The 25,683-nt window shown below is 59.6% G+C and carries 28 protein-coding genes; 19 read left to right on the top strand and 9 right to left on the bottom strand.

Annotation, left to right across the window (positions count from 1 at the left end; all coding sequences use genetic code 11):
- Positions 1–64: 64 nt before the first annotated feature.
- Positions 65–1,360 (top strand): adenylosuccinate lyase, encoded by a 1,296-nt coding sequence (gene purB / locus SynPROSU1_RS11450; RefSeq protein WP_186570607.1) that lies wholly within the window; start codon positions 65–67, stop codon positions 1,358–1,360.
- Here purB and SynPROSU1_RS11455 read toward each other — a convergent pair whose 3' ends face one another.
- The gene (locus SynPROSU1_RS11455; RefSeq protein ID WP_255444661.1) at positions 1,361–2,506 is read right to left on the bottom strand and encodes a polysaccharide biosynthesis/export family protein; all 1,146 of its coding nucleotides are present in this window, start codon (positions 2,504–2,506) and stop codon (positions 1,361–1,363) included.
- Positions 2,507–2,623: 117 nt separating this feature from the next.
- On the opposite strand from SynPROSU1_RS11455, the gene SynPROSU1_RS11460 reads away from it, so the two are divergent.
- From SynPROSU1_RS11460 to SynPROSU1_RS11470, 3 genes are read left to right on the top strand one after another with little or no spacing between them, the layout of a single operon-like run.
- Positions 2,624–3,565: a GNAT family N-acyltransferase gene (locus SynPROSU1_RS11460; protein ID WP_186570609.1), complete on the top strand. Its 942-nt coding sequence runs from the start codon at positions 2,624–2,626 to the stop codon at positions 3,563–3,565.
- 42 nt (positions 3,566–3,607) lie between these two features.
- Entirely contained in the window at positions 3,608–3,892 is a 285-nt protein-coding gene (locus tag SynPROSU1_RS11465; RefSeq protein WP_255444662.1) for an acyl carrier protein, read from the top strand.
- A gap of 2 nt (positions 3,893–3,894) precedes the next feature.
- Complete coding sequence (locus SynPROSU1_RS11470) at positions 3,895–5,175, top strand: beta-ketoacyl-[acyl-carrier-protein] synthase family protein (RefSeq protein WP_186570611.1); 1,281 nt, start codon at positions 3,895–3,897, stop codon at positions 5,173–5,175.
- On the opposite strand, the gene SynPROSU1_RS11475 is transcribed toward SynPROSU1_RS11470, so the two are convergent.
- Positions 5,126–7,276 (bottom strand): capsular biosynthesis protein, encoded by a 2,151-nt coding sequence (locus SynPROSU1_RS11475; protein WP_186570612.1) that lies wholly within the window; start codon positions 7,274–7,276, stop codon positions 5,126–5,128. The genes SynPROSU1_RS11470 and SynPROSU1_RS11475 overlap by 50 nt on opposite strands.
- A complete protein-coding gene (locus tag SynPROSU1_RS11480) occupies positions 7,185–9,182 on the bottom strand; it encodes a capsular polysaccharide biosynthesis protein (RefSeq protein WP_186570613.1) in 1,998 nt (665 codons plus the stop codon). The genes SynPROSU1_RS11475 and SynPROSU1_RS11480 overlap by 92 nt, the downstream gene beginning before the upstream one ends.
- Before the next feature lie 32 nt (positions 9,183–9,214).
- On the opposite strand from SynPROSU1_RS11480, the gene SynPROSU1_RS11485 reads away from it, so the two are divergent.
- The 8 genes from SynPROSU1_RS11485 to SynPROSU1_RS11520 are packed head-to-tail and all read left to right on the top strand — an operon-like array spanning position 9,215 to position 18,424.
- Positions 9,215–9,895: a cytidylyltransferase domain-containing protein gene (locus SynPROSU1_RS11485; RefSeq protein ID WP_186570614.1), complete on the top strand. Its 681-nt coding sequence runs from the start codon at positions 9,215–9,217 to the stop codon at positions 9,893–9,895.
- Between the two features lie 26 nt (positions 9,896–9,921).
- Positions 9,922–11,229 (top strand): DUF6716 putative glycosyltransferase, encoded by a 1,308-nt coding sequence (locus SynPROSU1_RS11490; RefSeq protein WP_186570615.1) that lies wholly within the window; start codon positions 9,922–9,924, stop codon positions 11,227–11,229.
- Positions 11,226–12,254, top strand: a complete 1,029-nt coding sequence (locus SynPROSU1_RS11495; protein ID WP_186570616.1) for a DUF6716 putative glycosyltransferase — start codon at positions 11,226–11,228, stop codon at positions 12,252–12,254. Before SynPROSU1_RS11490 ends, SynPROSU1_RS11495 begins: the two co-directional genes overlap by 4 nt.
- The gene (locus SynPROSU1_RS11500; RefSeq protein ID WP_186570617.1) at positions 12,251–13,570 is read left to right on the top strand and encodes a DUF6716 putative glycosyltransferase; all 1,320 of its coding nucleotides are present in this window, start codon (positions 12,251–12,253) and stop codon (positions 13,568–13,570) included. Before SynPROSU1_RS11495 ends, SynPROSU1_RS11500 begins: the two co-directional genes overlap by 4 nt.
- 39 nt (positions 13,571–13,609) lie before the next feature.
- Positions 13,610–15,895, top strand: a complete 2,286-nt coding sequence (locus SynPROSU1_RS11505) for an N-acetylneuraminate synthase family protein (protein WP_186570618.1) — start codon at positions 13,610–13,612, stop codon at positions 15,893–15,895.
- Entirely contained in the window at positions 15,892–16,809 is a 918-nt protein-coding gene (locus SynPROSU1_RS11510; protein WP_186570619.1) for a hypothetical protein, read from the top strand. Before SynPROSU1_RS11505 ends, SynPROSU1_RS11510 begins: the two co-directional genes overlap by 4 nt.
- Positions 16,810–16,812: 3 nt before the next feature.
- Positions 16,813–17,589: a sulfotransferase family protein gene (locus SynPROSU1_RS11515; protein WP_186570620.1), complete on the top strand. Its 777-nt coding sequence runs from the start codon at positions 16,813–16,815 to the stop codon at positions 17,587–17,589.
- On the top strand, positions 17,573–18,424 hold the full coding sequence (locus SynPROSU1_RS11520) for a sulfotransferase (RefSeq protein WP_186570621.1): 852 nt from the start codon (positions 17,573–17,575) through the stop codon (positions 18,422–18,424). Before SynPROSU1_RS11515 ends, SynPROSU1_RS11520 begins: the two co-directional genes overlap by 17 nt.
- Before the next feature lie 12 nt (positions 18,425–18,436).
- Here the strand turns inward: SynPROSU1_RS11520 and SynPROSU1_RS11525 are convergent, their stop codons facing one another.
- Positions 18,437–19,123, bottom strand: a complete 687-nt coding sequence (locus SynPROSU1_RS11525; RefSeq protein WP_186570622.1) for an SDR family oxidoreductase — start codon at positions 19,121–19,123, stop codon at positions 18,437–18,439.
- 83 nt (positions 19,124–19,206) lie between these two features.
- On the opposite strand from SynPROSU1_RS11525, the gene SynPROSU1_RS11530 reads away from it, so the two are divergent.
- The 3 genes from SynPROSU1_RS11530 (at position 19,207) to SynPROSU1_RS14070 (ending at position 20,189) form a co-directional block, all read left to right on the top strand.
- Positions 19,207–19,422 carry a Nif11-like leader peptide family natural product precursor gene (locus tag SynPROSU1_RS11530; protein ID WP_186570623.1) on the top strand — a complete coding sequence of 72 codons (216 nt, stop codon included), beginning with the start codon at positions 19,207–19,209 and terminating at the stop codon, positions 19,420–19,422.
- 51 nt (positions 19,423–19,473) lie between these two features.
- Positions 19,474–19,986 (top strand): PAP/fibrillin family protein, encoded by a 513-nt coding sequence (locus SynPROSU1_RS11535; RefSeq protein WP_186570624.1) that lies wholly within the window; start codon positions 19,474–19,476, stop codon positions 19,984–19,986.
- 68 nt (positions 19,987–20,054) lie between these two features.
- Positions 20,055–20,189 (top strand): hypothetical protein, encoded by a 135-nt coding sequence (locus tag SynPROSU1_RS14070; RefSeq protein ID WP_255444663.1) that lies wholly within the window; start codon positions 20,055–20,057, stop codon positions 20,187–20,189.
- Positions 20,190–20,199: 10 nt separating this feature from the next.
- Here SynPROSU1_RS14070 and SynPROSU1_RS11540 read toward each other — a convergent pair whose 3' ends face one another.
- Positions 20,200–20,700, bottom strand: a complete 501-nt coding sequence (locus tag SynPROSU1_RS11540) for a DUF2808 domain-containing protein (RefSeq protein WP_186570625.1) — start codon at positions 20,698–20,700, stop codon at positions 20,200–20,202.
- 108 nt (positions 20,701–20,808) lie between these two features.
- On the opposite strand from SynPROSU1_RS11540, the gene SynPROSU1_RS14075 reads away from it, so the two are divergent.
- Complete coding sequence (locus SynPROSU1_RS14075; protein ID WP_255444664.1) at positions 20,809–20,931, top strand: hypothetical protein; 123 nt, start codon at positions 20,809–20,811, stop codon at positions 20,929–20,931.
- A 33-nt stretch (positions 20,932–20,964) separates the two neighbouring features.
- Here the strand turns inward: SynPROSU1_RS14075 and SynPROSU1_RS11545 are convergent, their stop codons facing one another.
- Positions 20,965–21,285 carry a hypothetical protein gene (locus SynPROSU1_RS11545; RefSeq protein WP_186570626.1) on the bottom strand — a complete coding sequence of 107 codons (321 nt, stop codon included), beginning with the start codon at positions 21,283–21,285 and terminating at the stop codon, positions 20,965–20,967.
- Between the two features lie 268 nt (positions 21,286–21,553).
- Between SynPROSU1_RS11545 and SynPROSU1_RS11550 the strand changes: the two genes are divergently transcribed.
- Positions 21,554–22,039 carry a hypothetical protein gene (locus SynPROSU1_RS11550; protein ID WP_186570627.1) on the top strand — a complete coding sequence of 162 codons (486 nt, stop codon included), beginning with the start codon at positions 21,554–21,556 and terminating at the stop codon, positions 22,037–22,039.
- A gap of 220 nt (positions 22,040–22,259) precedes the next feature.
- Here SynPROSU1_RS11550 and SynPROSU1_RS11555 read toward each other — a convergent pair whose 3' ends face one another.
- The 3 genes from SynPROSU1_RS11555 to SynPROSU1_RS11565 all read right to left on the bottom strand — a co-directional run bounded on the left by SynPROSU1_RS11555 (position 22,260) and on the right by SynPROSU1_RS11565 (position 24,453).
- A complete protein-coding gene (locus tag SynPROSU1_RS11555; protein ID WP_186572377.1) occupies positions 22,260–22,532 on the bottom strand; it encodes a DUF3303 domain-containing protein in 273 nt (90 codons plus the stop codon).
- 859 nt (positions 22,533–23,391) lie between these two features.
- A complete protein-coding gene (locus SynPROSU1_RS11560; protein ID WP_370586227.1) occupies positions 23,392–23,709 on the bottom strand; it encodes a ferredoxin in 318 nt (105 codons plus the stop codon).
- 21 nt (positions 23,710–23,730) lie between these two features.
- Entirely contained in the window at positions 23,731–24,453 is a 723-nt protein-coding gene (locus tag SynPROSU1_RS11565) for a phycobilisome rod-core linker polypeptide (protein WP_255444665.1), read from the bottom strand.
- A gap of 229 nt (positions 24,454–24,682) precedes the next feature.
- Between SynPROSU1_RS11565 and SynPROSU1_RS11570 the strand changes: the two genes are divergently transcribed.
- Both SynPROSU1_RS11570 and SynPROSU1_RS11575 read left to right on the top strand, forming a co-directional pair.
- The gene (locus SynPROSU1_RS11570; RefSeq protein WP_186570629.1) at positions 24,683–25,021 is read left to right on the top strand and encodes a hypothetical protein; all 339 of its coding nucleotides are present in this window, start codon (positions 24,683–24,685) and stop codon (positions 25,019–25,021) included.
- 284 nt (positions 25,022–25,305) lie between these two features.
- Entirely contained in the window at positions 25,306–25,674 is a 369-nt protein-coding gene (locus SynPROSU1_RS11575) for a hypothetical protein (RefSeq protein ID WP_186570630.1), read from the top strand.
- The last annotated feature ends 9 nt before the right edge of the window (positions 25,675–25,683 follow it).

Consider the following 25,683-nt stretch of genomic DNA (forward strand, 5'->3'; position numbering starts at 1 on the left):
CAGCTTTGGCTGTCGCGCGGGGGCGGCCCCATAGATTCGTTGGGTTGTTCAACCGAGCGCGCCGGTGATTGAGCGTTACACCCTTCCTGAGATGGGAGCCGTCTGGAGTGAGCAGGCGAAATTCCAGAGCTGGCTGGATGTGGAGATCGCCGCCACCGAAGCCAACTGCCGGCTTGGCCGCGTGCCCCAGGAGGCCCTCGACACCATCAAGGCCAAGGCCAGCTTCGAGGTGGAACGGATCCTCGAGATCGAAGCCGAGGTGCGTCATGACGTGATCGCCTTCCTCACCAACGTGAACGAGCACGTCGGCGATGCCGGTCGCCACATCCATGTCGGCATGACCAGCAGTGACGTGCTGGATACGGGCGTGGCCCTGCAGCTGAAACGCTCCGTTGCCCTGTTGCGAAAGGAACTGGATGACCTTGCAGCAGCGCTGCGGGAACTGGCCCGAGCCCACAAGAGCACCGAAATGATCGGCCGCTCCCATGCCATACACGGCGAACCGATCACCTTCGGATTCAAGGTGGCCGGCTGGCTGGCCGAAACCGAGCGCAACCGCACCCGGCTGGAGCGGCTGGGACAGGATGTGGCCGTGGGCCAGGTCAGCGGTGCCATGGGCACCTACGCCAACACCGACCCCCAAGTGGAAGCGATCGCCTGCGAGATCCTCGGCCTCACTCCAGACACCGCCAGCACCCAGGTGATCTCCCGCGATCGTCATGCCGATTACGTGCAGACCCTCGCCCTGGTGGGCGCCTCCCTGGAGCGCTTCTCCACCGAAATCCGCAACCTTCAGCGCACCGATGTGCTGGAAGTGGAGGAAAACTTCGCCAAGGGCCAAAAGGGCAGCTCCGCCATGCCCCACAAACGCAACCCGATCCGCAGCGAGCGGATCAGCGGTCTGGCCCGAGTGCTGCGCAGCTACACCATTGCGGCCCTCGAGAACGTGGCCCTCTGGCACGAACGCGACATCAGCCATAGCTCAACCGAGCGAATGATGCTCCCCGATTGCTCGGTCACCCTGCACTTCATGCTGCGTGAGATGACCAGCGTCGTGAAGGGTCTTGGGATCTACCCCGAGAACATGCGTCGCAACATGAATGTGTATGGCGGAGTGGTGTTCAGCCAGCGGGTGCTGCTCGCCCTTGTGGGTACGGGCATGAGTCGGGAGGAGGCTTATCAGGTCGTCCAGCGCAATGCCCACACCGCCTGGAACACCGCCGGCGGCGACTTCCGCGCCAACCTCGAAGCGGATGGCGATGTCAGCAGCCGGCTCTCCGCAGCCGAGCTGGCCGACTGCTTTAGCACCGCGCTACACCAAGAGAACCTTGGTGTGATCTGGGAGCGGCTAGGAATCTGATCAACGGCTGCGAGAAGATGAACCGACCCCGGTGGGCAGCCCCAGCAGCCGGAAAATCGACGCCGCATTCACGATCGGCGTCAGCGGCTGCAGGGCGTCATTCATCCCGTCGGTGAACCTGGTGAGGTTGTTGCGGTCCACCACCACCACATCGCCATTGCGCATCGGCGGGTTGTTCGTGCTGCTGAGCACGGCATTCGGGTCGTAGCGCAACTGCTTCACCGTGGTACGGCCCTGACCATCCATGCGGATCAAATCAACCCGCGTCACGCTGCCGCGGCGGGTGACTCCACCCGAGGCAAGGATGGCGCGCGACAAAGGAGCGTTGGAACTGATTTGAACAACTCCTGGAGCAAAGACCTCGCCAGCGACTTGCACGTTGATCGTTGCCGGGGCGAAGTTCGACGCAGCAGTTGTCAGCAGGTCGACATTGACCGGCGATATCGTCTTGTAGACCCGGATGCTGTCGCCGTCATAGATCAGCGGATTGGGGGCAAACCCTCCGTTTTTCAGCACGGTGAGGTAGTCAAAGACGTAACTCTGAGTTGATCCACCTGGCGTTGGAGAGGGGCGCAGCAGTTCCAGACGAGCCAGATCCCCAGTGGCGGAAATCCCACCAGCTTTCTGGATCACATCAACCATGGTCGGCCATCCACCACCGCCACCGCCGACACCACCAAGTTCGACGCCCCCGCCCACGGATCCCTGACTGTTCACAGGCAGGGTGAAAACGCCAGGACGCAAGACCTGCCCCGTCACCGTCACCCGGATCGGACGCTGCTCGACCAAGTCGAGATACACCAGAGGTCGCCGCAGAAATTGGCTGTAGCCATTGGTGATCCGCTGCCGCGCTTCCTCAAGGGTCAGGCCCCACACCTCAACCGTGCCGAGCCGCGGCAGGTTGATGGTGCCATCGCTCAACACCTGAACCTGCGCTTCGTAACCCTCGATCTTGAACACCGATGTCACCAGCCGGTCTCCTGGGGCCAGGCGGTAGCGGTAGGTCTGTGGCGGCAGGCTGGGCGGCGGTGGTAACTGCGGAGGGGCCAGCAGCGGTGCAGTGGCCTTGACCGGCGTTTTGAGCCAGTTGATCCTCTCTTCAGCCCTCAGTCCTCCACCAAAAGACAGTGGAGCCGAGAGCACCATCGCTGCAGCAACACCTGCGGATAGACCGGTCCTTGAGGGCACAACCATGGGTGGAACTGAGGCGGCAGCCGATGAGACGCCAATCTTCCCGCATAATGCGGGTCAGGCATATGGCCCATGACGCAGACCGGACCAGCAGCTCAGGATGACGTTCTTCTTCCTCAGGGCTGGAGCGAAGCCAACCAGGCCACCAGCCTGCTGTTCAGCATCGACGGTCTCGAGCTGCATCTGATCCCCGGATCGCGATTCGATGCCGTCGCTGACGCCGTCGGCACGTTGCGGGAATCCACCTACCGCCAACAGCTCTCCGGCTCCGGCAGCACCCGTGACCTTGACGGACGCGATGCGTCCTATGACCATTTGATTCTGCTGGAACCCCGCAGCGGGGCCCTGGCCGGTTCTGCCCGGCTGCAGTTCATTCCCCAGTTCACAGCGTCTGAACATCTTCCTGGCAGCCAGCAGTCCTACCTGGAGCACGTCTATCCGGGCATCAAGGCGATGCTGGCTGAGCAAACCCACCACGTGGAGATCGGTCGGGTGGCGTTAGCCCACCGCTTTCAGCGCCAACCGCATTCCCTGATGGCCCTGTTCCGAGGGGGGCTCCTGATCGCAGCCCGTTCGGGCTTCAGCATCCTGCACGGACTTGTCTCCTACAACCACTTCGCCTACAGCGATGCTGTCAACACGGCCTTCCTCAGTGCGTTAATGCGGCCTCCTTATCGCAGGACCCGCCCGACCCTGCCGCCACCGCGTCACCCGATCAGCGCGATCCAGCCCGACGACAGCATCCACCCGATCGGCAACGTTCAGGCTCTGGAAGTGGCGATCCGACAAGACCACAACGACGACTTCCGTCTGCCGGTGTTGTTGCGTCAATACTTCAATCTGATGGAAGCCAAGGTCTGTGACCTGTCTCTCGCGAGAGATTTCAACCGAATCACCGAGATCCTGATGGCAGCCGACCTCTCAAGCCTGCCAAAAGATCGCCTAGCGTTCTTTATTGATGTTGATCACCAACCGGTCTACCAGCAATTCAGCTGGTACCGCGGCGAAAGATAAACGAAGCGGCGCTGGTACTTTGGCTTGATTAGATGGTTATAGGTGTTGGCCGAGGGAACCCCCGATAAGCAGCAGCTAGAGGGACGCCTTGTCGAGATCCTGCATCGCATCTCCGGTGCGGATCCTGCCGTGATCACCTCTGATGCACGCCTGATGGAGGACATTGGGATTGACTCCCTCGGCTTCTACGAAATTCTGATCGAAGCCGACACCTGTTTCGGCATCCGCATCCAAGAAGAGCAGCTGCTGCAGTTCAAGACTGTGGGTGATATCCAAACTCATTTGGAATCACTCGAGATCGATCCAACCAACTCAAAGACCGCCTGACCGTGTCAGTTCGTCAGCGGTGCGCCCAACGTGTTTCGATCGTGGGCTGGGGTTCTGTCTCTCCCCTTGGCTGTGACGCAAGATCAACATGGGACGCGGTGCTGGCTGGCCGCTCTGGCATCAGCGCTCTGACGGCACCATGGAGCGACGATCTGCCGGTGCGCATCGCAGGCTGCGTACCGGAAGCTGCCACAAGCTCCCTTGAACCACTGCTCCTGCGGCGGTCCGACCGCTGTGCTCAGCTCGGGCTCCTGGCGGCTCGGGAGGCGTGGACCATGGCCAGCGATCTCACCTCAGGTCTTGATCCAGCCCGGGTGGCCGTGGTGCTGGGAACAGGCATCGGTGGACTCCACACAATGCATGAACAGCACAACCAGCTGACCGCCGGAGGCCCCACGCGGGTCAATCCCCTGACCGTTCCGATGCTGATCCCCGATGCTGCGGCCGGCCAAGTCGCGATCGATCTGGGGCTGCATGGTGGTGCTCACACACCGGTCTCAGCCTGTGCATCTGGAGCCGAGGCAATGATGCTTGCCCAGATGCTGCTTAACGATGAACGGGTCGATCTCGTGTTGGCGGGTGGCACTGAAGCACCGGTGAACCGGCTGGGGCTCGTGGGCTTTTCCGCGATGCGGGCCCTGTCGTCCCGCAACGACGCCCCTGAGCAAGCCTCGCGGCCCTACAGCCAAGACCGGGACGGTTTTGTGCTCTCCGAAGGGGCCGGAGTGCTGGCGATGATGCGAGAGGAGGACACCCCCAGGGGCGCTGCACTGGGTTGGCAACTGGCCTGCGGCAGCAGCAGCGACGGCCATCACATCGTGGCGCCTGAACCCCAGGGCACCCAGGCCAGCCTGGCGATCGAAGATGCCCTGCGGCGAGCTGGGGTGGAACCCGGCGATCTCTGCGCCGTCCAGGCCCATGCCACCGGCACCAGCCTGGGGGACCTCGCGGAAGCGAGGGCGCTACGCCGCAGCTTGGGTGCTGCCGCCGATCAGATTCCCGTCTTTGCCCCCAAGGGGCAACTCGGGCATCTGCTGGGTGCTGCGGGAGCCGTGGAGGCGATTCTTGGCCTACAGGCGCTACAGCAAGGGACGCTGCCCCGCAGTATCAATGCAGATCCCCTCGACCCGGAGGTGGAGCTCGCTGTGACCAACCAAGGGTCCGTCGAACTGTCCACCTCAGGCTCCGAACGGCTGATGCTCAAGAACGCCTTTGGCTTCGGCGGTCACAACATCAGCCTTGTGCTGTCTGCTCCCGGTAGTACTGCTGAACAGCAACGCTGAATCCGTCACGATCGCGGGGATCCGTCGGCAACTGGAGATCATCCGCCCGACCACGGCGGCAATGAATCGTGCCCAATGGAGCTGTCAAACGACCCAGCAACAGGGGCAGCGGTTTGTAGCGTGCACCGACGGCACCCTCCAATCCGTCGTAGCTGAAGAACCAGGGCACCACCCGGCCGCCGTAGTGCTGGGCCAGCATCCAGGCACTCGGCGACACCCGCTCCTCAATCGGCGTCACCAGCGAACCGTTGGGGGCAATCATGATTTCGCCGTGGTCCCGCAGCAGGGTGGAGGCACTCATCATTCCGGCGAGGCGCGACTGGGGCTGGCGGTGGTCCAGCACCGCCGAGCCTGCATTGCGTGCAGCGGCGGCATAGCCGGGCAGCACCCAGCGCAGATGCAGCTGAGCAGTGGTCAACCCCGGCAAGCGCAGAACCCCTTGAATCACCAGGCCATCACAGGGGCTGCGGTGATTGAAGATGTGCACCAGGGGCATCTCGGACGGTTCCGAGGGTTGACTGTCATCCACCACCACCTGAATCCCCAGGGCCCGCAGAGCCACTGAGGAGGCCATGGTCATGAGTGCTGCGGCCCAGTCCGGTCTCCTCAGCAGCATGGCCGGCAACTGCAAACCGTAGAGCGTGAAACCCAAGAAGGCCCAAGCCAGCCGAGCCATCACCCGCCCCACCAGCAGCACAGGATTGCGCAGCGTCCCCGATTTCGGGATCGGCAGTCTGGGACTGGGAGGGAGCTGACGGGCCTCCGGACCGATCGGGAAGGTGGTGCGGAAAGGGAAATCTCCATCGAAATTTCCATTCACCTGCGTGGTGAGCACCAAATGGTTGTAAAACCGGTAGAAAAGTGCTCGATCGCTGGGCTGAGGATCACACCAGAAGGCATCAAGCGGCTTCTGATCGGTCAGTCCCTCCAGGTTGTAGAAGGTGTTTCCCATCGTCTTGGTGGGCACCGCATGGAACAAGGCCTGCAGCCCAACAGTGCTGTTCACAGTGATCACCCCACGGCAGGTGCGCAGATAGCGGCTGAGGGGACCGTCGTGGAAGTAATGCACCCGGCCGGAGACGCCGTACTGCTTGGCGAGGAGCCGGATCAGCGAGGCATAGTTGTTGTACCCCCGATCCCGGGGATGGTGCTTGAAAGCCAGATGGTCGGACGCGTGGGCATGGCCAGCGAAGGACCGGATGACGTCTTCGATGAAGTCATGCATGCCGCGATAAGGCGACCCCATCTGGATCTGTGAATCACTGGAGACCTGCAGAACAGACAGGAAAAAAGAGAAGTGTTCCAGCAACCGCTGCTTCACCGCCCGCTCCTGCCAGCGGTAAAGCCAGTAACGCCAAGTGCCCCGAACCTGACACCAAAGGAAGCGTGGTGACGGCTGAAGCTTGTGCTCTCCCTCAATAATTGGGTAACGGGTGAAGGCGTGCTGGATGAACGTCGGCGCCTTCAAGGCCTTGCGCCAGCGCCAACCCGGATCAAGCACGATGTTTTGCGGGAGCTGATCGCACGGCGGCAGCACCCGATAAAAGGCCGCTGGCTGGTTGAGGTTGGAACGGGCATTGACCCGGTCCCGTTCCAACGTCACGTAATTCGGGCGCAGATACCCCAGCTCAAACACCCAGGCCTCGACACCAAGATCGCGGGCTTCTTCAATCGCGATCCGGTGGGGAATGATGAAGTCGCCATACATAAAGATGTGGCGAATTCCGCGTTCTTCAATCAGCCGCCGCAGGAAGGGACGCCACGAGTCCATCCCCTTGCTGTAGGGCACACAGACATCAGCCGGGAAGCCGAATTCCCGCAGGGGGAACGCCACCTTGGTGACCGGAATGCCACACCCCTGCAGGTAGCGGCAGAAGCGAGCGAAGAAAAGACCAATCGGACCCATCAACAGCAGAACCGGTCCGTCGATCCGCACCTGTACGAGAGCTGGCGCCCGTCCCCTGCCCAAACTGCATCCCGCCCATGAATAGGCAAAATCCTGACACGCCTCAACGGCGCCGCAGCCGGCCCCAGTGGCGGAACAGGGCCTGCACAAGCGTCCGCCGCTGCGGCGGAGCCGCTCGCCAGGCCACCAGCTCATCGATGGCCTGCTCTGGGGTGATGAACCAACCGCTGTCGCGGCTGACGTAGCGGGGATAGTCGATTAGGGCGGCATGGACCAGCTCATCCAGCGACAGCTGCCGCTGTCGGCGGTCGCAACGCTCGCGGTCGTGGGTGAGTCCCCAGCCGGCATAGAACGGCAAGCCCCAGCAATGCACCTCCAGGCCACGCAGCAACGCCTCAAACCCCGCCAGGGAGGTGAGCACGTGCAGGGCATCAATTTGAGTGAACAGCTGCTGGATCGAACCCTGCGGCAGCACCGCATCGCAGAGCTCAGCGGCATCGTCTTCGCCCGCACCGGCACGGCAGAGCCCGGCCACCACATCGGGATGCGGCTTGTACACCAGATAAGCCTCTGGCTCCGCCGCGCGCACCGCCGCCAGCAAGGCGCGGTTGCTGCGCAGACCCGGGGCGCCGTAGCGGATCGAGGCATCGCTTTCCACCTGACCGATCACGAGCACCACCCGCCTCTGGCCGACAGGGCGGATCCAGGGCTCCGCCTGGAGGTTGTATTTGGTGATCGCCTCCTCCACCAACCGCTGACGCAAGGCCGCGGCCCTCTGCTGTTGGGCCGGCGTCCACTGCCCCGTCGCCAGGCGTGTTTCAAGATCGCTGGGTCGAGTGGCGTCGTAATAGACGCCCTGGTGATCCACCACCCAGGACACTGGATCCACCAGATCAGCCCCAAGTCCGACCGAACGCAGAAAACCGTCCTCCACCTGCACCACCGGCAGCTGACGCCGGGCCGCGGCCTCAAGCAACCGCGGCTTGGCGCGACGGCCCCAGACCACCACGGCATCAACGCCCTGCGGAATCCGCCGCCATGGGGCGCGAAAGCGCAGCTGACTGCCCGCCAGGAAGCGGCGCAGATTGCGCTGTTTCCAGGGGGTGAAGCCGTAGGCCACACACCGCCGCGGCTGCTGGGCCTGCAGGCGCCGCTGCAGGCCGATCGCACGCATCAACGTTTCCATGCTGCAGGGCTGATGCCGGTGCGGGTCGATGCAGCGGCAGGCCCCCACCAGTGCGGCATGCACCAGGGCCTCCAGGCTGGCGCGCTGGCGTCGCCGGACCGGGGCCTTGCATCGGTCGTGGGTTAGCCCCCAGCCGCTATAGAACGGCACGCCAAAACAGTGGACAGGGCGACCCCAAAGCAGGGCCTCAAAGCCCATCTGAGAGGTGACCACATACACCGCCCTGGCCCGCTCGAGCAGCTGCGCCGGATGACCACCATCAGCACTCAAACGAACGCGGGGCTCAGCCAGATCCCTGGCATTGAAATGGCCTCGGGCGCGCCCAGAGATCACATCCGGATGCACCTTCAACACCACCGTGCAGTCGGGATGTTCGTCCAAAGCGGCCTGAAGCATCTGCTGAAAACAGCTGGCATCCGCCAGTCCAAGCGCGATCGATCGATCCCCCGCGGATTGATCGACCACCAGCACAAACGGGTCTTGGGGCGCCGCCGCCTCCGCAGGGGGGTTCACCTTGCTGAGCCGCTGCTCGCGCCACAGCATCCCCAGCGCACGGGCGCGATCAGCCTCAGCCGCCGTGATCGGCGCCGCAATCAACTGCTCCATCCGGCTGGGGGCTGTGGCATCGAAATGCACCCCCAGTTCATCCACCAGAAGAGCAAGCGGTGGATGATTCCTGCCCTTAGCCAACGAGCGCAGCAAACCGTCCTCGAGATGCCAGACCGGCAGATCCCAACGGCGGGCGAGGCGTTCGACACGAAGCGCACTGGGCCGCCGCCCCCAGGCCAGTAGCGCATCCACATCACGCCTCCGGCCCGGCACCAACAAGTGCGGTGCCATGAGCTGCGGAAGTGTGCGGTGCGTCAGCATCCCCCGGGCCGGAACACCGAGCCGCAGAGCAGCAGGCCTGGTCATCGGGTAAGACAGGTCGCACTGAATCCTCACCGATGGCAGTCCCCCGTGGTGCGCTGGCCCTAATCCCCGCCCGCGGTGGATCGAAGGGCATTCCAGGAAAGAACCTGCAAGAGGTGGGCGGTGTGCCACTGGTCTGCCGCAGCATCCATGCCGCCCAGGCCAGCAACAGCGTTGGCCGAGTGGTGGTGAGCACCGACGATGACGCCATCGCGGCAGCTGCCGAAGGCGAGGGCGCCGGCGTAATTCGGCGCCCCGAGGCCATCTCCGGGGACACGGCCAGTTCGGAATCGGCACTGCTGCATGCTCTCGACGTGCTGGAGGAGCAGGGACCACTCGAAGCCGAGCTGGTGTTCCTGCAATGCACCTCCCCCTTCACCAACGGAGATCAGATCGATGCGGTACTTGCTGCCCTGAATCCAGAACACTGCAACAGCAGCTTCGCCGTCACCCCTTGGCACGGCTTTCTTTGGCGCGCCGATGGGCGGGGCATCAACCACGACCCTGAGCTGCCCCGCCAACGCCGCCAGGAGCTGGAACCAGCATTTTTGGAAACAGGAGCGATTTACGCCATGGACCTCGCGGCCTTCCGGCGCTGCGGCAGTCGCTTCTGCCCACCGTCGAGTCCGGTAGTCCTGGAACAGGTAGGGCCGGAAATCGACACGCCCGACGATCTGGCCCTCTGCCGCAACATCGCTGGACAGAAAGCCGAGTAATTTTGCCCAGCAAAGACTCGGAGTCGATGGCGCTCGCAGAATCAAAGCGCCTCGTCGGCCGCAAGGTCACCGCCGTCGCCTGTTTCGACTCCTTTGGGAAGCTGGCGATGACCATGCTGGCTGCTTGCCGGAGGGAAGGCGCCGAGACCACCCTGCTGCTGCTGCAGCTGAACAACCGGGCTCTCTCTCGCCGGCAACGCCTTGAAATTCGGCGGATCGACCCCAAGACCCGCATCGAAAAACACAACTGGAATGATCTGCGCCAGCTCTGTGGCGACATGGCGGGGGATATCGATGCCCTGATCCTGGGTCTGGATGGCCAGCGCAGCCGCGATGCCCTGCTGCAATTGCAAAACATCTGGGCGAATCAACAGCAACGTCCACGGCTGATCAGCGCGTACCCGGGAATCCTGTTCCGGTTCGGCCTCGAAGGGATGATGGACCGCTCCGGCGTCGACCTGCTCTGCCTCAACAGTGCCGACGATCTGGCCTTGTATGGCCGAGGCCGCAAGGCTCTGGGCCTGGACAGCAGCAATGCCGTCGTCACAGGTCTACCGATTCTCTGGCGCACAAAACAGCGCCAGGCAGTTCTGGAGAACCCGTCGATCGTGTTCTTCGAACAACCCTCGATTCCAGTGCATCCACTGCAACGCCGGTTCCTTTGCGACCAGATCAAGGAGCTGGCCGCGGCCTGGCCCGATCACCCCGTGATTTTTAAGCCGCGGACATCGAGCATCGAGAGCACTCTGCATCGGCGCCATGGGGAAATGGCCAGCGTCATCGACAAGATGACGCGCGATCAGCCGAATCTGCGCCTGAGTTTCAAACCCGCCACTCTGCTGCTCCGCCAGTGCGGTTGTGCCATCACCGTCTCATCAACCGCCGCCATGGAATCGATGGCGATGGGCATCAGCACCCGCATCGTCGGTGACCTGGGCGTGACCGAAACCCTCGGCAACCACTTCTTTGCCAGTTCAGGTGCCATCGCCAGCTTCGCCGCGATCAAGGCGACCCCGTTCGAAGTCATCCATGACGCTCAATGGCTTGAGCAGCAAGGTTTACACCGGGACGGTGAAGACCGCTTCATCACGGCACTCATGGAGCGGCTCAACAGCCCCGCCACTCCGCTCGGGGAATCAAACCATGGTCCCCTGAGCTGGGGTAGCAGTGCCTGGCAGAAGGCCGCCTTGCGCAACGGGGGCCGGCGGATGCTGAGCAGTGGTGGCGCCCGCTCCAGCCAGCGCAAACGCCACCGCACCCGTCGCATGCTGCGCAGCCTGCGAGACAGCGTGGTGGGATTCGGCTGGCTCTCGAAACTGCTGCGGGAACGATGACCCTCCTGCTGGTCAGCGACGGAGGGCTGGAGCGTTCCGCCTGCTTGCTGATGGCAGAGGCGCTGGAACAGCAGGGTCAGCGCTGCATCACAGCTGGGCCAAAGCTTCAGGGACACCAGCCCCTGGCCATACCTCCACAGCAGCTGAACATCGAGCTACAGCATCTGGCCGCACATCCCTTGGTGGATCAGGTCTCAGCCATTGGCCTCTTCCTGCAGAACCCGGATCAGATCCAGCCCTTCATCCAGGCCCATCAAAGCCTCTGCAGCGCGCGCGGACGGCCCGCAGCAACGGTGTTCAGCGGCCCCCTCGTGCCCTTGGTGGGCGATGCACTGATCCGCGATCTCACCCTGCGCATGGGCTGTGATCTGCTGCTTGTGAGCGGCGAACATCAGCGCCGACAGCTGCAATCACTCACCTTCAACTGGCCCGCAAGCCTGCCGGTGCCACCTGTGATCAGCACAGGCTTCTGGTTTGCGAAGACAGCACCCTGCGCACCCGCCCAGCAGCCACTCCTGCTCGCGTTGATCCAGGAGCGGATCCCCACCCACATCGGAGCCCGGGATCAACTGCTGCGCCAACTCAACTCCTGGGCACAGCAACGGCCGACCTGGACCGTGATGCTGCAACGTGACCACAGCTGGAGTTCGCCCAGGGCACTGCTGCCCAGCGACGCGCCCCGGGCCAACAATTTGGTCGAGGCTCCCCCCGAGCAACTGCTGCCGCTGCTGGGATCCTGCACCGCCTGCCTCTCGGTGAGTTCGCCCTGGAGCCTGGCGGCCATGGCCTGGGGCCGCATCCCGATCATGGTGGGCGACTACGGCATCCACGATGAACAGAACACGACAGGGTTCTTCGGGTGCGGCGCGATGCATCGCCTGCGCAGCATCCCCAACCTCGATGCGGTGTCAGAGCTGCCGATGAGCAACCGAGCCTGGCTGGACGGCATGGGCGCTGAAATCACTGACGGACCTGATCGCCTGCTCCGCGCACTGAAACAAATTGCCCGTCGAAACGAGCGATGACAGCGACACCGACCAGGCCCACGCTCAACATCCTGTTCATCGCTGACAGCGACAGCCAACTGCTGGCCTGCGAGGCCCTTTGCAGCGCTCCGAGCGAACTGAGCGTGCACTGGAGCATCAACGTGATTCCACGGGATGGAACACCCCAGGCGCTGCTGCAACGTCTGAGCCAGAAAGCAACCCTGCGCCATCAAAGCCTGGCTCAGCTGCTGCGCGACAGGCGTTTGCAGAGCTTTGATGCCATCGGGGTGTTTCTAACGGGCAGCAAGCTCAATGACATCCGTCTCGCTCTGCAACGTGAGGGCCCACGACCATTGCTCTTCTGTGGTTTCAACGGCGTGGTGCTGGAGCACTTCATCGAAGGGGTGAGCTGGCGGCTGGGCTACGACCTGATCTGCCTCAGCGGTCCCCGGGACCAAGAGGCCCTGAGCCAGCTCGTGGCGGGAACCCCGTTTGACCAGCAGCGCACTGTGCTGACCGGTCTGCGGCGCAACGCCCCCTGTCCAGGCCTGGTTCCCGTCGCCCAGCGTCCACGACGCCTTGTCTTTGCCGAGCAGGTGATCATGCCTGCATCGAGCACCGAACGGGCCCGGCTGGTTCGCCTCCTCAGCGATCTGGCCAGCCGCTCTCCCAACTGGGAAGTGCTGATCAAACCCCGAATCGCACCCGGAGACGCCACCTTCCATGACGTCGACACCCACATCAGCACAACCCTGAAGCAAACCCTGGGCATACCGCCCGCCAATCTGCGGCTGGACTATCGCCCCCTGCCAGTCCTGTTATCGCAGGCCAGGCTGCTAGCCACCCTCTCATCGACAGCCTTCTTCGACGCCCTCGACTTCGGCTGCCGGGCCATTGCCATCAGTGATCTGGGCCTGCAGCCGGACTACGGAGGCCACGTTTATGCCGGCAGCGGCGTCTGGCGCTCCCTGGAGTCCATCCCCAACCTGGATGCTCTTGATGCTGAAGGACCGTCACCGGATCCCCATTGGCTGGAGTGGATGGGCTACGCGCAACGGTTCAGCCCCTCAACCCTGCTGGACGCCCTGCACGAACAAAAACGACAGCCACCATCGGGTCTCCCGAGCACCATCGGCTATCCGGGCAATGCCCAATCCAGCTTCAACCAACTCCGCTTGGGAGCGGAAGCCGCCATGGCCAGTGGCGACTGGAGCAATGCCCGGGAGCTGCTCTGCCAGGCGGCCCTGATGCGCCCCCAGCACCGCGGCGTCGCCCGGCGATATTGGGCTGTCCGCCAGACCAACCCACTGCTGCGGCAGCTCGCCCTGCTGATCTCCTACAGAGATCTGAAGTAAGTTCATTCTCTGACTCAACCCGGGCGGCCGAACAGAACGGTGAGAGGCATCCTGATTGAGCGGAATTTCACCCAGTTCGTTGTCTTCGCGGAAGACAGCATCCTCTCGGCGCTCAGCAAGATCACGGCCAACCAATCCCGCCTGATCTTCGTTGTCTCGGAAAGCGGCATCCTCCAGGGCGTTCTCACCGACGGCGACTTCCGCCGCTGGATTGCCAGTTGCGGCGAGATCGACCTCAACCGGCCGGTCACCGCCGCCATGAACGCCACTTGCCGCTCGGCCGCCGAGGGCACCAGCGCCAGTGATCTCAGCGCCCTGCTCAATTCGCGCATCATTGCCCTGCCGCTGCTCGACAGCCATGGCCGCATCGTCGCGGTGGCACGACGGGCCACCGATGGGCTCCAGATCGGCTCCCACCGCATCGGCGATGACGCCCCCTGTTTCCTGATCGCCGAGATCGGCAACAACCACAACGGCGATCTCGACACCGCTCTCCAGCTCATCGATGCCGCCCACGCCGCAGGAGCGGACTGCGCCAAGTTCCAGATGCGGGACATGAGCCGGCTGTATCGCAATGCCGGCGACAGCAATGACATGGCTTCCGATCTGGGAACTCAGTACACCCTGGATCTGCTCGAGCGCTTCCAGCTCAGCGACGATGAGCTGTTCCGCTGCTTCGACCACGCTGCCGGCAAAGGTCTGGTGCCCCTCTGCACCCCTTGGGATGAAGCCAGCCTCGACAAGCTCAACCGCTGGGGGATGGAAGGCTTCAAGGTGGCGTCAGCGGATTTCACCAACCATGCTCTGCTCTCGAGCCTGGCTGCCACCGGCAAGCCCCTGATCTGCTCGACCGGCATGGCATCTGAGGTGGAGATCCGCTCGGGCATCCGTCATCTCCAGAACGAGGGTGCGGGCTACGTGCTGCTCCACTGCAATTCCACCTATCCCACTCCGTTCAAGGACGTCAACCTGCGCTACCTCGAGCGGCTGCGCGACCTGGCCGAGGCTCCCGTGGGCTACTCCGGCCATGAGCGGGGCATCGAGGTGCCGATTGCCGCCGCCGCCCTCGGTGCTGTGGTGATCGAGAAACACATCACCCTTGATCGCTCCATGGAGGGCAACGACCACAAGGTGAGCCTGTTGCCCGATGAATTCGCCCAGATGATCCACGGCATTCGCCGGGTGGAGGAATCGATGGGCAGCAGCGGCGAACGCAGCATCAGCCAAGGCGAAATGATGAACCGCGAAGTGCTGGCCAAGAGCCTCGTTGCCACTTGCGATGTCCCCGCCGGCACGGAGATCACCGAGGCGATGGTGGGCATCCAGAGCCCGGGGCAAGGGCTGCAGCCCAACCGCCTGGCCGACCTGCTCGGCAAGACATTGCCGGTGAGCAAAACCGCCGGCGACTTCTTCTTCCCCTCCGACCTCGAGACCCCGGCCGCCAGCCCGCGCGCCTACCGCTTCCAACATCGCTTTGGCGTTCCGGTTCGGTATCACGACATCGAGAGCTTTGCCGCCACCAGCAATCTCGACCTGGTGGAAATCCACCTCAGCTACAAAGATCTCGAGGTCAATCTCGATCAGGTGCTGCCGACGCAGCAAGAGATGGGTCTGGTGGTCCACGCCCCCGAACTCTTTGCCGGCGATCACACCCTCGATCTCTGCAGCGCGGATCACGATTATCAGCGCCACTCGGTGCAGGAACTGCAGCGCGTGGTCGACATTTCCCGTGACCTGCGCCGTCGCTTCCGCTGCCCCGAGCCCGTCCTTCTGGTGACGAACGTCGGCGGCTTCTCCGAGCACCACCATCTCGAGCGCACGGAGTTGCAACCGCTGCGCCAGCGCCTGATCGAGAGCCTTGAGCAGATCAACACCGCCGGCGAAGTGGAGATCATTCCCCAGACCATGCCCCCCTTCCCCTGGCACTTCGGCGGGCAGCGTTATCACAACCTGTTTGTCGATACCGCCTTCATCCAGGAGTTCTGCAACGACACCGGCATGCGCGTCTGCCTGGATGTATCCCACTCGAAGCTCGCCTGCACCCACCTCAAGGCCTCCTTCAGTGCCTTCCTCAAGGCGATCCTTCCCTTCACAGCGCACCTGCATCTCGCCGATGCCTCAGGTGTGGATGGTGAAGGCCTGCAGATCCACGACGGCGACATCGATTGGGTTCAGCTGTTTGCCCTAATGGACCAACTCGCCCCGCAGGCGACCTTCATTCCAGAGATCTGGCAGGGCCACAAAAACAACGGCGAAGGCGCCTGGCTTGCCCTCGAACGCCTGGAAAGCTGTATCGAATCCAGCCCGCAACGGCAGGTCGCGTGAGTCAGCTCAAACCGGAACGGATTGTGCTGCATTGCGGGCTGCACAAAACCGGCAGCACCTACATCCAGCGGAACCTGCAGACCAACCGTGAGCAGCTGCTGAAGCAGGGGGTGCTCTACCTCGGACCCAACACGTTCAAAAAGCGTTGCTCCGAGTTGTGGCGTCACCTGCAATGGGGCCGCTGGGACCGCAAAACGTCCAAACGCCTGAAATCACAAACCAGAACAACTCTGATGGAGTTGGCGGGGGAGCATCCGCAAAGCATTCACACCATCGTTCTGTCGTTCGAAGCCATTTTCGGCACACTGCGCAACGGCCTGGCGGAGCCACCCCGCAGAACAACTCCCAACAAGGAACGCAAGACGGGCTTGTATCGGTATGCCAAGTCCCGCACCAAACGGCTGATGATCGGGCTGGAAGACAGCCTTCAACATCAATCGATTGCCTGGACCGTCCTGTTTGCCAGCAGAGATCCAGAGGCGTTTGTTCGCTCCTGCCACACCCAACTGCTCAAGGAAGGGCGGCACACACCCGAAACCAGCAACTTCGGCACGTTCCGACAAACGGCCGATTTCTCCCACACCGATCCCCAACAGCTTGAGCAGACCCTCAGGAAACTGGGGGGCAAACGCGACCTGAAAGTCGTGAGCATCAACTATGACCAAGCCAGCGATCCCCAGGAGCCCAGCACCTTTTTATGGAATGTGCTGAAGCAGGCGCTGCCCCAGCAAGACGACCTGCTCAGGCAGCAGCTGGAAGCGAACACTGACAACGACAACCTGAACAAAACCACCAATCCGGGCCTGAACGAACGGGGGCTTGAACTGGCGATCCAGGCGCGACCGCTGTTCAGCCGCAGCGAATGGAAGCTATTTCGCAAATTCCTCGAAAAAAATTTCGCCAAAAGCCGCTAATCCATGGCCCAACCGCATCACTTCATCCGGATGAAGCGCCACAACCTGCTCTATGGGCGGGTTCCCAAGGCGGCGAATTCGTCGATCAAAGCGGCCCTATGTCGCCTGCTCAGCGAAAGACCTCCCAAAGGGACCAAAACGACATCTGACAAGTTCTGGCAGCACGAAACCAATCAGGAAACGGAACTGATCACCCTGCGCCGTGCCCGCAAGTACCGGCGCAGCCATTTCAGCTTCAGCTTCGTTCGAAACCCGTTCGACCGCCTGATCGCGGCGTACAACAACAAAGTGATCGAGATCGAGGCGCCACCTCTACCGATGCAGAACATGGGAATCACCCATGGCATGTCGTTTGACGCCTTCCTCGATGTCCTCATCGAGACACCGTTCAAGCACTACGACGTTCACGTTCTGCCCCAGAACCAATTGCTTTGCATCGGCAATCAGATCGTGCCGAAGTTTGTGGGACGCGTTGAACAGATCGACGACCACTGGGCGGAACTACGCGACATCCTGGCCCGCCGCGGCATCGATGTGATGGCGTCGTTGCCGCAGAAAAATGTACGGCGCAGTGATCGCGGCGGGCTGCAGAGTCACTTCACAAGCGATGCTCTGATCGAGAAAACAATGCAGATCTACGGCGACGATGTACGCCTTTTTTACAACGATGTGTCTGTGGATCACTTGATCCAGAACGCCCCCCTGCCGGGGATCAACCCCCTGCACAGCACGGGATTGAAGCTGTCGAACTGGCTCCGGTCCCATGGCTTCGGACGCTGATCACTCAAGCTGGCTGGAGGCCTGGCGTTGCCGTTCTCAGATCAACCGCAGCCTGCAGGGACGGCACGACCGGATCGCGGCGGTCTTCCGCTCTCAGTTGCCCACCTTCATCATCATTGGGGCGGCCAAGTCGGCCACAACAAGCCTTGCCACGGCACTGAGACGCCATCCCCAGATCCAGATCAGCAGGTCGATGGAGCCGAAATTCTTCGGCCGGCACTATCCACGCGGCTGGGAGTGGTACGCCAATCAATTTGAAGCGGATCCGCGGCGGCCCCTGCGGGGCGAAGCCAGCACGATGTACACCTCGTCCTATGGCTCCTACGTCAGAACGCCGGAGCTGATCCACCATCACCTCGGCCCCATTCCTCTGATCTACCTGGTGCGCCATCCCCTGCGACGGATTGAATCCCACTGGCGGCACTGGCGCGGACGCATCAAGGACTGCCCGTCATTTGATCGCCTCCTCAGCTCGCCCCGCCTGAGACAACGCGTTGTGGAGGCCTCGCTGTATCACCAGCAATGGCAGCGCTACGGGCGCTGGTTTCCGCAGCAGTCGATGCTGAGCATCACCACCGAGGAACTCAGCACGCACCCCCAAACCAGCCTGCGACGCATCCTGAGCTTCATCGGCGCAGCACCGGATTGCTCTGGGCTGCTGGAGAAGGGCGAATTACCGCGGATGAATCCGGCAGGATCGAAAGGGCGGCAGGACGTGGCAGCGCCGAGCTGGAGTGACGACCTCAAACAAGAAACGATTGAATTGATTCGCCCCGACAGCGAACGGTTTCTGGCGAGCACAGGCCGCCCCAGCACCACATGGGCCTGGGACTGAATCGCCCTGGAATCAACCGAGCTGATCCAGCAACTGGTCCAACGGCTGCTGGGGCTGCGCCGGGGAGCTGGTGATTTCCAGGATGCGACCACAGGCACGCGGCTGCTCCAAAGCATCCAGACAAACCTGCGCCACGAGACGCCGTGGAATGCTGTTGCTCTGTTGTTGATCCGCCGCCGTCACCAGCACGCCCTCCGTGGTGCAGCGGCTGTCGTCTTCACTGAGACCTCCCGGCCGGACCACGGTCCAATCCAGACCGCTCCGCTCCAGGCAGCGCTCACCCACCCGCTTCCAGATCAAGATCAAGCCAAACAGGTTGAGGGGATGCAGCCACCGACCGGCACAAAGGGAGCTCACCAGCACCACACGCTGCACCCCCATGGAGCGGCAAGCCTGAACCTGGGCCTGCACCCCCCAGGCATCCACCTGCAACGGCCCCGCCAGGTTGATCGAGGGTCGAGCCCCGGTGGCGATCACCAACGCTGTGCAACCTTGCAGCGCATGGAGCAACGCTTCGGCCGTGTCCAGCTCCAACCGATGCACCTCGAGGCGCCCCTCTTGCTCGGCCTGGGCCAGGGCAGGCGGCAGAACGGAAGCGGGGCGAACAATCGCTCGAACCGATCGACCACGCTGGAGAGCCTCCTCCGCGACCCGCCATCCGGTTTTGCCGGAAGCACCTGACACCGCCAGTTGCGTCATCCCATCAAGCCTCATCTCCGCACCAGTCAACAGGCCAGGGGCAAGGCCAGACCGTTCAGAATCAGCAGGACAGTTCCAGCAGCATGAGTACGGACCAACTCCGGCAATTTTTTGCTCACATCGCCCGAGATCCCGCGTTGAAGCAGCAGGTGTTGCAGGCTGTCAGTGCCGATGCTGCGGCCCTGATCGCCCAACAGCTGGGCTACGAAGTCTCTGGCGATGAACTGCTGCGGTTCTCCGGCAAAAGCGCATCGGGCGTCAGCGTCACCAAGATTCAGCACCCTGGCGAATACCACTAGAACGGCTGGAGCAACCCAGACCATCCCGTGGGGCATCACCGCGACCAACTGATGCAACTGCTTCGGGAGAAGCCGAGCGATCCCAGCCTGCAGGAGCTGATCAACCGGGTGGAAGAGGAGCAGCCCGCCGACCTCAACTGTTCAGCAGGCTTGTTGCGTGGAGTGTGGGAATTGCGCTGGAGCAGCTCCCAGCAACCCTGGCTGAGACACACCGCCGGGCTGGAGAACCTGCAGGCCCTTGATCCAGAACAAGGGTGCGGCTGCAATCTGCTGCGGTTGCGCGCCCCCTTCGCTGCCCTTGGGGGCATCAGCGTGCAGGCCGAGCTGCAGATCGCAGGACGCCAGCGCGTGGAGGTGCGCTTTCGACGAGGAGGCTGGATAGGACCCTCCCGAGCGGAGCATCAGCAGTTGAGCTGGATGCGTCAGGTTCAGCAGAGCACCCCGGCCTGGCTCGACATCACCGTGCTGGACGAGCAGCTGCGGGTCTGCCGGGGCAACGCCGGCACAACCTTCGCGCTGCTGAGGCGCAACGACCTCAACTTGAACGATCTCTTGGGCGTATGAGGAGTCGCAAACAAGGCTGGAATTTGCCAAGCACCTGAGCCAGAACCGAAGGGCTTGCATTCCTTCTGATGGCACGCCTTCTTCAGCTTCTGCAGGGGTCCAGCACCAATGCCGATCTCGCGGCATGGACGGCCGTGGTCTTTGCCTCAATCACAGCCCTGGTGGTCTGGGGTGTGTTCAACGCCTACCCCAACATGCTCTAGGGGCTCACACCTAGCGAAAAGGATCCTGCTCGTAAACGGTCAATCGCAGGGTGGGGCCCACATAACGCACGGGCTCTTCACCTTCCGCCAGCAGTTCTGTGGACCATTGATAAATGCTGGACTCGGGATTAAAGCCCCGGAACACAACATTTACGGTTTGCCCCGGCTGAACCGCTGGAGTGAGCTTGATGCTCACCAGCCCGTCGGAATCGGAGACAACAGCGGAAGCCAATCCGCTTGCTCCTTTCCTGCGCAGTGAATAGTCGCCGAAATAAACCTGAGGTTGGGAGCGTCCCCAGTCCCACTGATCAATGTTGGGCAGCTGTCGCAAGACAATTGATCCCAGGGCATTGCCTGCATCCTCAGGAACAACAACAGTAATTGTGGTGCGATTGCGCAGCCCTTCTGTTGCTTCGGGGTTATGAATCACCACCCGCGTCGGGGGACGATCAAACAACGATCGCGCCAACGAAGGCGCCTCCAACAACAGCATCGGAGCCAGTAAAAGCATCGAAAGCCACTGTCGCTTCACCCGATTGTTCCGACGGATAAGAAAACAATAGCCATGGCCTTCGGAACAACATGAGGCCACAGGCTCATCACTGAACCGGCGTCAGCAATGCCTTGCCGACAAGGATTCGACCATGCCGGCTTGGCCCTGAAGGGCATAGGCCTCAACTTCGCGACGGCGCTGCAGCGGCCCCAGAGACCGGGTGACATGCAGGACATGATCCGCCGTTGACGGGTTGAGGTGATGAGCAAAAAACTTGTCGACCTAAGCAGGGCTGAAGCCACCCTGCGCCTGCAACATCAAACTGATGGTGGACGAGGTCGGCGTGTCCAAACCATCCAGACAGTCCTGAACCACATGGATGGCCTCATGGGTCAACAAATCCAACTGAAACCCTGGCTCATCGCGCAGCCCCTGGGACATACACAATCGATTCACACCCATGTTGTATGCAGCTCGTTCGGCCCCGGGCCCACAACGCTCAAGCCGGTCAATAACAACACCAAGGCTCTGTAAACGGTTGATCAGACGGTCGGTCCGAACTGACAGGGACGCCAATGAGGCCGGAGCCACCCAAATGAGCATCAGCAGCGCAATGGGAAAGAAAACAGGGCAGACCAAAAACTGCGACGCACAAGACCCAGGGCAAGCCTAGGCCGCTAGCTGCGCCCACTCCCAACCGAGCCAGGACACACTTGCACGGCAAAACCTCAATCAACAGGCCATGACAGGCAGAAGAGGAGCGGGCCGCCACACAAGCCAACAAGGCAGCGCGACAGCAACCTGAGAATTCACCAAGAACACTTGCCACACAGGCAAACCACAGCTAGATAAAGAAAAAATCCGGCCAACTATGCCCAGGAAAGCCTCTAACGTCTTCTCAAAAATCATCAACGTCATCGGGGCCTTTGACGACCTCAATCTAGTAGACAATTCAGATACATTAATAGGCAATTTCAGGGCCAGAAGCAGAACAAATAAAAAAGGGATTAGCAATGTCAAAGCGGTTTTCACCTTCAAAGATGATGCCGTCAGCGGACTCGGCTTTAAGAAAGTGATATTCAAAGACAAGATAACAAATAGCTTTTTCGGCGACGCAGAAAACGCTAGAACAGTGAAATCTGGAAACAAAAAATTTGATTACCTTGATAAAGGCAAAAAAATAGTAGAGCTCTCAATAGAACCAGAATTCATTAATGAGTTTGAAAACGGCAAAAAGCTCAAAGGCTTCTTCCGCGCAAGCCTCGAAGATAACTTTATTGCCATGTCGACAGGCCAAAAAGAACAATTTCAGGACAATAAGTTTTTAACTGCCGATTTTGAGGAGCCTCTCATCTGAACTCTCCGAGCATCCTCAAGGGAACATACGTATCGAAAGAGATGTGATTGGCCGAAGCTCAATGCACAACGCCTCTATTGCCACGAACCAGTCGTGGTGCATCTCAGCCCTAAGACCTATCGTTGAGGTGTGAGAGGGAGACCTCTTCAGGCGTGGTTGCTTGATTTGGTGGGTGGTGTCACGACCTACTGCCTCTCTCACACCTCATCCAAGGCAATAATCAGCTGTAGGCCTTGGCGATCAGAGGGCCAGCCTGATCGTCTGTCAGCACTGGGGTGACCTCCCAATCGAGGCATTCGGCCCATTCCGCAGCGTGTTCATAGCAAGCGTCAGCGTTCTCAGCCTCCACGAGAATCCAACCTTCTACAGAGCCGGGGCCATGGAAACGCTTCCAGGACTTGCACTCGGGAAAGGGCGCACCGGTCGCCAGGAACTTCTTGGCAGCAATTTCGTGATAGCCGGTCTTGAAAGACCAATGCATCAAAAAGGTCATTAGAGCTGTTGTAACCACCAAAGACTCCCACACATCTGAAATCTGGTCTGCAGCTCCGATCACATCACCGCACAGATAATGAACAACGCCGCCAGCCTGCTTCAGCATCACCTAGCTCTGTTGTGACCAGCTCCCAAGCCAAGACCAGGGGGGAATCCACGAGGTGATGAACGAGCCATCGGTCTGGGGCAAGATCAAAACCACAACAACCGCGATAGCTGTACGACGTGGGTTCTCGGTCATTGGTGCAGGACGTGCGCAAACTCCTGCGGCACAACATTGCTGCGGCACATTTGATCACTGCCTTTAACTCATCTGAACCGACCTGAACCCATGGTCGATGTGATGGTATTAGTGGAGTTTCCACACCTCCATCCAATGGTCCCTGCATGACCATTGGGCGCTGAATGCCGTCTGACTTCTTTCTCAACCGGAGGAGTCAGAACAGCGTGACGCACGCAACGGCCTGACTCCTCTGTTTCAGGGGAGGAGTCAGATCAGCGTTATCTGGCTGGAGACAAACATCAACGCCACCCCATTTTCATTATCTCGTCGTCAGCCAAAATGGCGTCGTGGCGAGCCGCTCGCCAATGGGCCATGGCTGAATTGGGCTTGAGCAGAGAGGCTGCGGATGGATAGCAATCCATATCACGCTTTTCTAAATATCGTCAGGCGAGTTTGTTGATCAACAACACATCTTCAATTACACACCTTCCGAAGTTGCACTTTTCCCAGTCCATCGCCACAAAATTAACAGAAGCCAGAGCTCCAACAACATTTGAGCTTCTGATTCACCAACCGTAGTCTATTTTAATCGAAGCAGGTGGCAAGACTGACTAGCGAAGCAAACAGGAATGCCCTAGTCCAAATCATCAAAATCGACCCAATGAATGCAATCGACAGGGCAGGTATCAATCGCTTCCTGTATTCGATCCATTGAATCGCCGTCCTGGCGAATAGCGCGACAACGACCGGTTTCTGGAACCATCACAAAAGTATTCGAAGCCACATGTGCACAATAACGACAGCCAATACAGTCAACTTCCTCAACCCAAACTGCCTTTTCGCGCAGAGAACCACCTAAAGACGGTTCGGATCCCGTACGAGAGTCAATAGACTGTCTAGGACGAGCCAAGAAAGCTGCATCAACTGGTTTTTCTGGCACATACATAAGCATCAAACCGACGCAAAAACTACATCAAATAGTGAACATTTGACGGAAGATCAAAAGAACCAAAGAAACACTTCCAGCACCACCAACAATCAACAAGAGGATCCAAAACTTGAGAAGACGCCCCTCAGGCTTCTCGTAGATAAGACGGGCTACAGTCATTGGACGACCAATTTTATTAAAGGCATCTATAGACATCATCAATCCATCGCGAATCAAACGTTCGCGCCAACTCTCCCCATAGCGAGGCAGTCGCTGATAGATAGGCAAGTCTCCCTGAGAACGACCTGGCAAGATTCGATTGACTTGTTCAGGTATCTCATCATTACCAAACCTCTCATAGTATTCAGGAGAGTTAAGTATGGAGTCGGCAAAAGCCGGGAATCCTTGCTCAGCAATAACAATCGACCAAGATCTTTTTTCATCAGCGCCATAAACAGGACGACCTAAAACTCGCCCCACAACCTGCTCTACAATCCGATCATTACTGTTGCAGGCAATATAGCCATTATAAAAACGCTCTGAAAGGAGCAAACCTCTTATAAAATCCCTCACCGTGATGCTTCCAGACTTAAATTGTGACTCAAGCGAAAGATCACGATCAGAAGACATCGCATGAAAAAAAATCTGGCGATAGCACTTTTCGATCATTTCAGATGCTAATTCTGCAGTTAAATCTGACCGGCGCCGAGGCAAATCGCCTGGTATGCCGTCAACCCTGGAATTTTGACTTGATGGATTGAATGGCAAGCGAGCCCTGGAAGAAAGGGAAGCCAATTAATTTGAATTGCTGTAGAATCTAGATGTATCATTGAGAAAACAGGGATCAAAACAATAAACAACAGTCACTCGAAAAATCAAAACACTGGCCACGCCAAAAAGAGACAAAAATTAGGCCATTTGTTACTTGCCAATGGTAATTTTGAGATCTGATTCAATTGCAGCGCAGTGATACGATCAGAAATCATTAAAATGAAAGATGGCATTAAGCGGATTTGAAGTTGCTATTGGTGGGATTACTTCGATCCCCGTGATAAGCGGCCTGATCTTTCTAGGCTACAAGTCGTTTGGCGAAAACTCTTTGGATGCAAGTAAGCTCAAATCCAAAAAGAAATCAGCAGCCAAAAAAGAAACATCTATATCTGAGAAAAAATCCCCTGCTTCAAAGAGTGAAACCTTAAAAACCAATACGAAGCCCCAGGTAATCATGAAGGAACGTAGGATTCCGACCAAGCAATCAACTCCAGAAAACGAAGCGATACCTACATCAAGCAAAAAGCAGCCAAAAAACGAAACAACAACTCCAACAACCGATTAAACAATTTTAAGAACAAACAAATTAGAGGCATCATCCGCAAGGATGATCCACAAATTATGGACAGAAAGCCCCCCCTTACAGTATTTCAACCAGGGAAATGCAACGATCCACCAAATAACATCAAACCAAGTCTGCCCTCAAAGTAAAAGAGCGTATATCCGAATGTATCCTTTCTTGCCTGGCTTGAATAATTTCAATCATGGAAAAGTTCAATAAATCAGCGTGACCACAATCAAAACAATGCCTACTCAAGAAATCAACAGGCAAGATGTAATTTTAGGCCAATGGACTTTCTGAACATCCTTGCTTGCATCACAGCAATCTTCTGGATTGCGATTGGCATCAGAATACACAGCAACTGGATCCAAACTGTATTTCTCAATGAGAGTAAAAAAATCAAGCAGCAAGCAGCATTGATTAGTGAGTTTGGCTATGGCTCGCTAAACACCCGCAACAAGCTTGCAGCGAAGAAGGGGCTGGTTTTCGCCTATTGGGATACACCCTTGCAGCAACAAAAAAATGAAAAATATTCTGACCATTTAAGGAGCCCAATCATTTTCCAGTTGGTCAATCTTAATCTGATAGCTGGAACGTCTATTCTGCTATTAATATTTCTGAGCAAAGGTCTTTTCGCAGGCATGGGGCTTATTTAAATACTGCTG

This window comes from Synechococcus sp. PROS-U-1 (assembly GCF_014279755.1).
In the GTDB taxonomy this organism is placed as follows: domain Bacteria; phylum Cyanobacteriota; class Cyanobacteriia; order PCC-6307; family Cyanobiaceae; genus Parasynechococcus.

What these genes read in the sequence shown, in the direction of transcription:
- SynPROSU1_RS11455 (WP_255444661.1), bottom strand. Translation starts at nt 2,506, where the DNA reads ATGGTGCTCTCGGCTCCACTGTCTTTTGGTGGAGGACTGAGGGCTGAA.
- SynPROSU1_RS11460 (WP_186570609.1), top strand. Translation starts at nt 2,624, where the DNA reads ATGACGCAGACCGGACCAGCAGCTCAGGATGACGTTCTTCTTCCTCAG.
- SynPROSU1_RS11475 (WP_186570612.1), bottom strand. Translation starts at nt 7,276, where the DNA reads ATGAGCTGGTGGCCTGGCGAGCGGCTCCGCCGCAGCGGCGGACGCTTG.
- SynPROSU1_RS11480 (WP_186570613.1), bottom strand. Translation starts at nt 9,182, where the DNA reads ATGACCAGGCCTGCTGCTCTGCGGCTCGGTGTTCCGGCCCGGGGGATG.
- SynPROSU1_RS11485 (WP_186570614.1), top strand. Translation starts at nt 9,215, where the DNA reads ATGGCAGTCCCCCGTGGTGCGCTGGCCCTAATCCCCGCCCGCGGTGGA.
- SynPROSU1_RS11490 (WP_186570615.1), top strand. Translation starts at nt 9,922, where the DNA reads ATGGCGCTCGCAGAATCAAAGCGCCTCGTCGGCCGCAAGGTCACCGCC.
- SynPROSU1_RS11495 (WP_186570616.1), top strand. Translation starts at nt 11,226, where the DNA reads ATGACCCTCCTGCTGGTCAGCGACGGAGGGCTGGAGCGTTCCGCCTGC.
- SynPROSU1_RS11500 (WP_186570617.1), top strand. Translation starts at nt 12,251, where the DNA reads ATGACAGCGACACCGACCAGGCCCACGCTCAACATCCTGTTCATCGCT.
- SynPROSU1_RS11515 (WP_186570620.1), top strand. Translation starts at nt 16,813, where the DNA reads ATGGCCCAACCGCATCACTTCATCCGGATGAAGCGCCACAACCTGCTC.
- SynPROSU1_RS11520 (WP_186570621.1), top strand. Translation starts at nt 17,573, where the DNA reads ATGGCTTCGGACGCTGATCACTCAAGCTGGCTGGAGGCCTGGCGTTGC.
- SynPROSU1_RS11525 (WP_186570622.1), bottom strand. Translation starts at nt 19,123, where the DNA reads ATGACGCAACTGGCGGTGTCAGGTGCTTCCGGCAAAACCGGATGGCGG.
- SynPROSU1_RS11530 (WP_186570623.1), top strand. Translation starts at nt 19,207, where the DNA reads ATGAGTACGGACCAACTCCGGCAATTTTTTGCTCACATCGCCCGAGAT.
- SynPROSU1_RS11535 (WP_186570624.1), top strand. Translation starts at nt 19,474, where the DNA reads ATGCAACTGCTTCGGGAGAAGCCGAGCGATCCCAGCCTGCAGGAGCTG.
- SynPROSU1_RS14070 (WP_255444663.1), top strand. Translation starts at nt 20,055, where the DNA reads ATGGCACGCCTTCTTCAGCTTCTGCAGGGGTCCAGCACCAATGCCGAT.
- SynPROSU1_RS11540 (WP_186570625.1), bottom strand. Translation starts at nt 20,700, where the DNA reads ATGCTTTTACTGGCTCCGATGCTGTTGTTGGAGGCGCCTTCGTTGGCG.
- SynPROSU1_RS14075 (WP_255444664.1), top strand. Translation starts at nt 20,809, where the DNA reads ATGCCTTGCCGACAAGGATTCGACCATGCCGGCTTGGCCCTGAAGGGC.
- SynPROSU1_RS11545 (WP_186570626.1), bottom strand. Translation starts at nt 21,285, where the DNA reads ATGCTCATTTGGGTGGCTCCGGCCTCATTGGCGTCCCTGTCAGTTCGG.
- SynPROSU1_RS11550 (WP_186570627.1), top strand. Translation starts at nt 21,554, where the DNA reads ATGCCCAGGAAAGCCTCTAACGTCTTCTCAAAAATCATCAACGTCATC.
- SynPROSU1_RS11555 (WP_186572377.1), bottom strand. Translation starts at nt 22,532, where the DNA reads ATGACCTTTTTGATGCATTGGTCTTTCAAGACCGGCTATCACGAAATT.
- SynPROSU1_RS11560 (WP_370586227.1), bottom strand. Translation starts at nt 23,709, where the DNA reads ATGCTTATGTATGTGCCAGAAAAACCAGTTGATGCAGCTTTCTTGGCT.
- SynPROSU1_RS11570 (WP_186570629.1), top strand. Translation starts at nt 24,683, where the DNA reads ATGGCATTAAGCGGATTTGAAGTTGCTATTGGTGGGATTACTTCGATC.
- SynPROSU1_RS11575 (WP_186570630.1), top strand. Translation starts at nt 25,306, where the DNA reads ATGGACTTTCTGAACATCCTTGCTTGCATCACAGCAATCTTCTGGATT.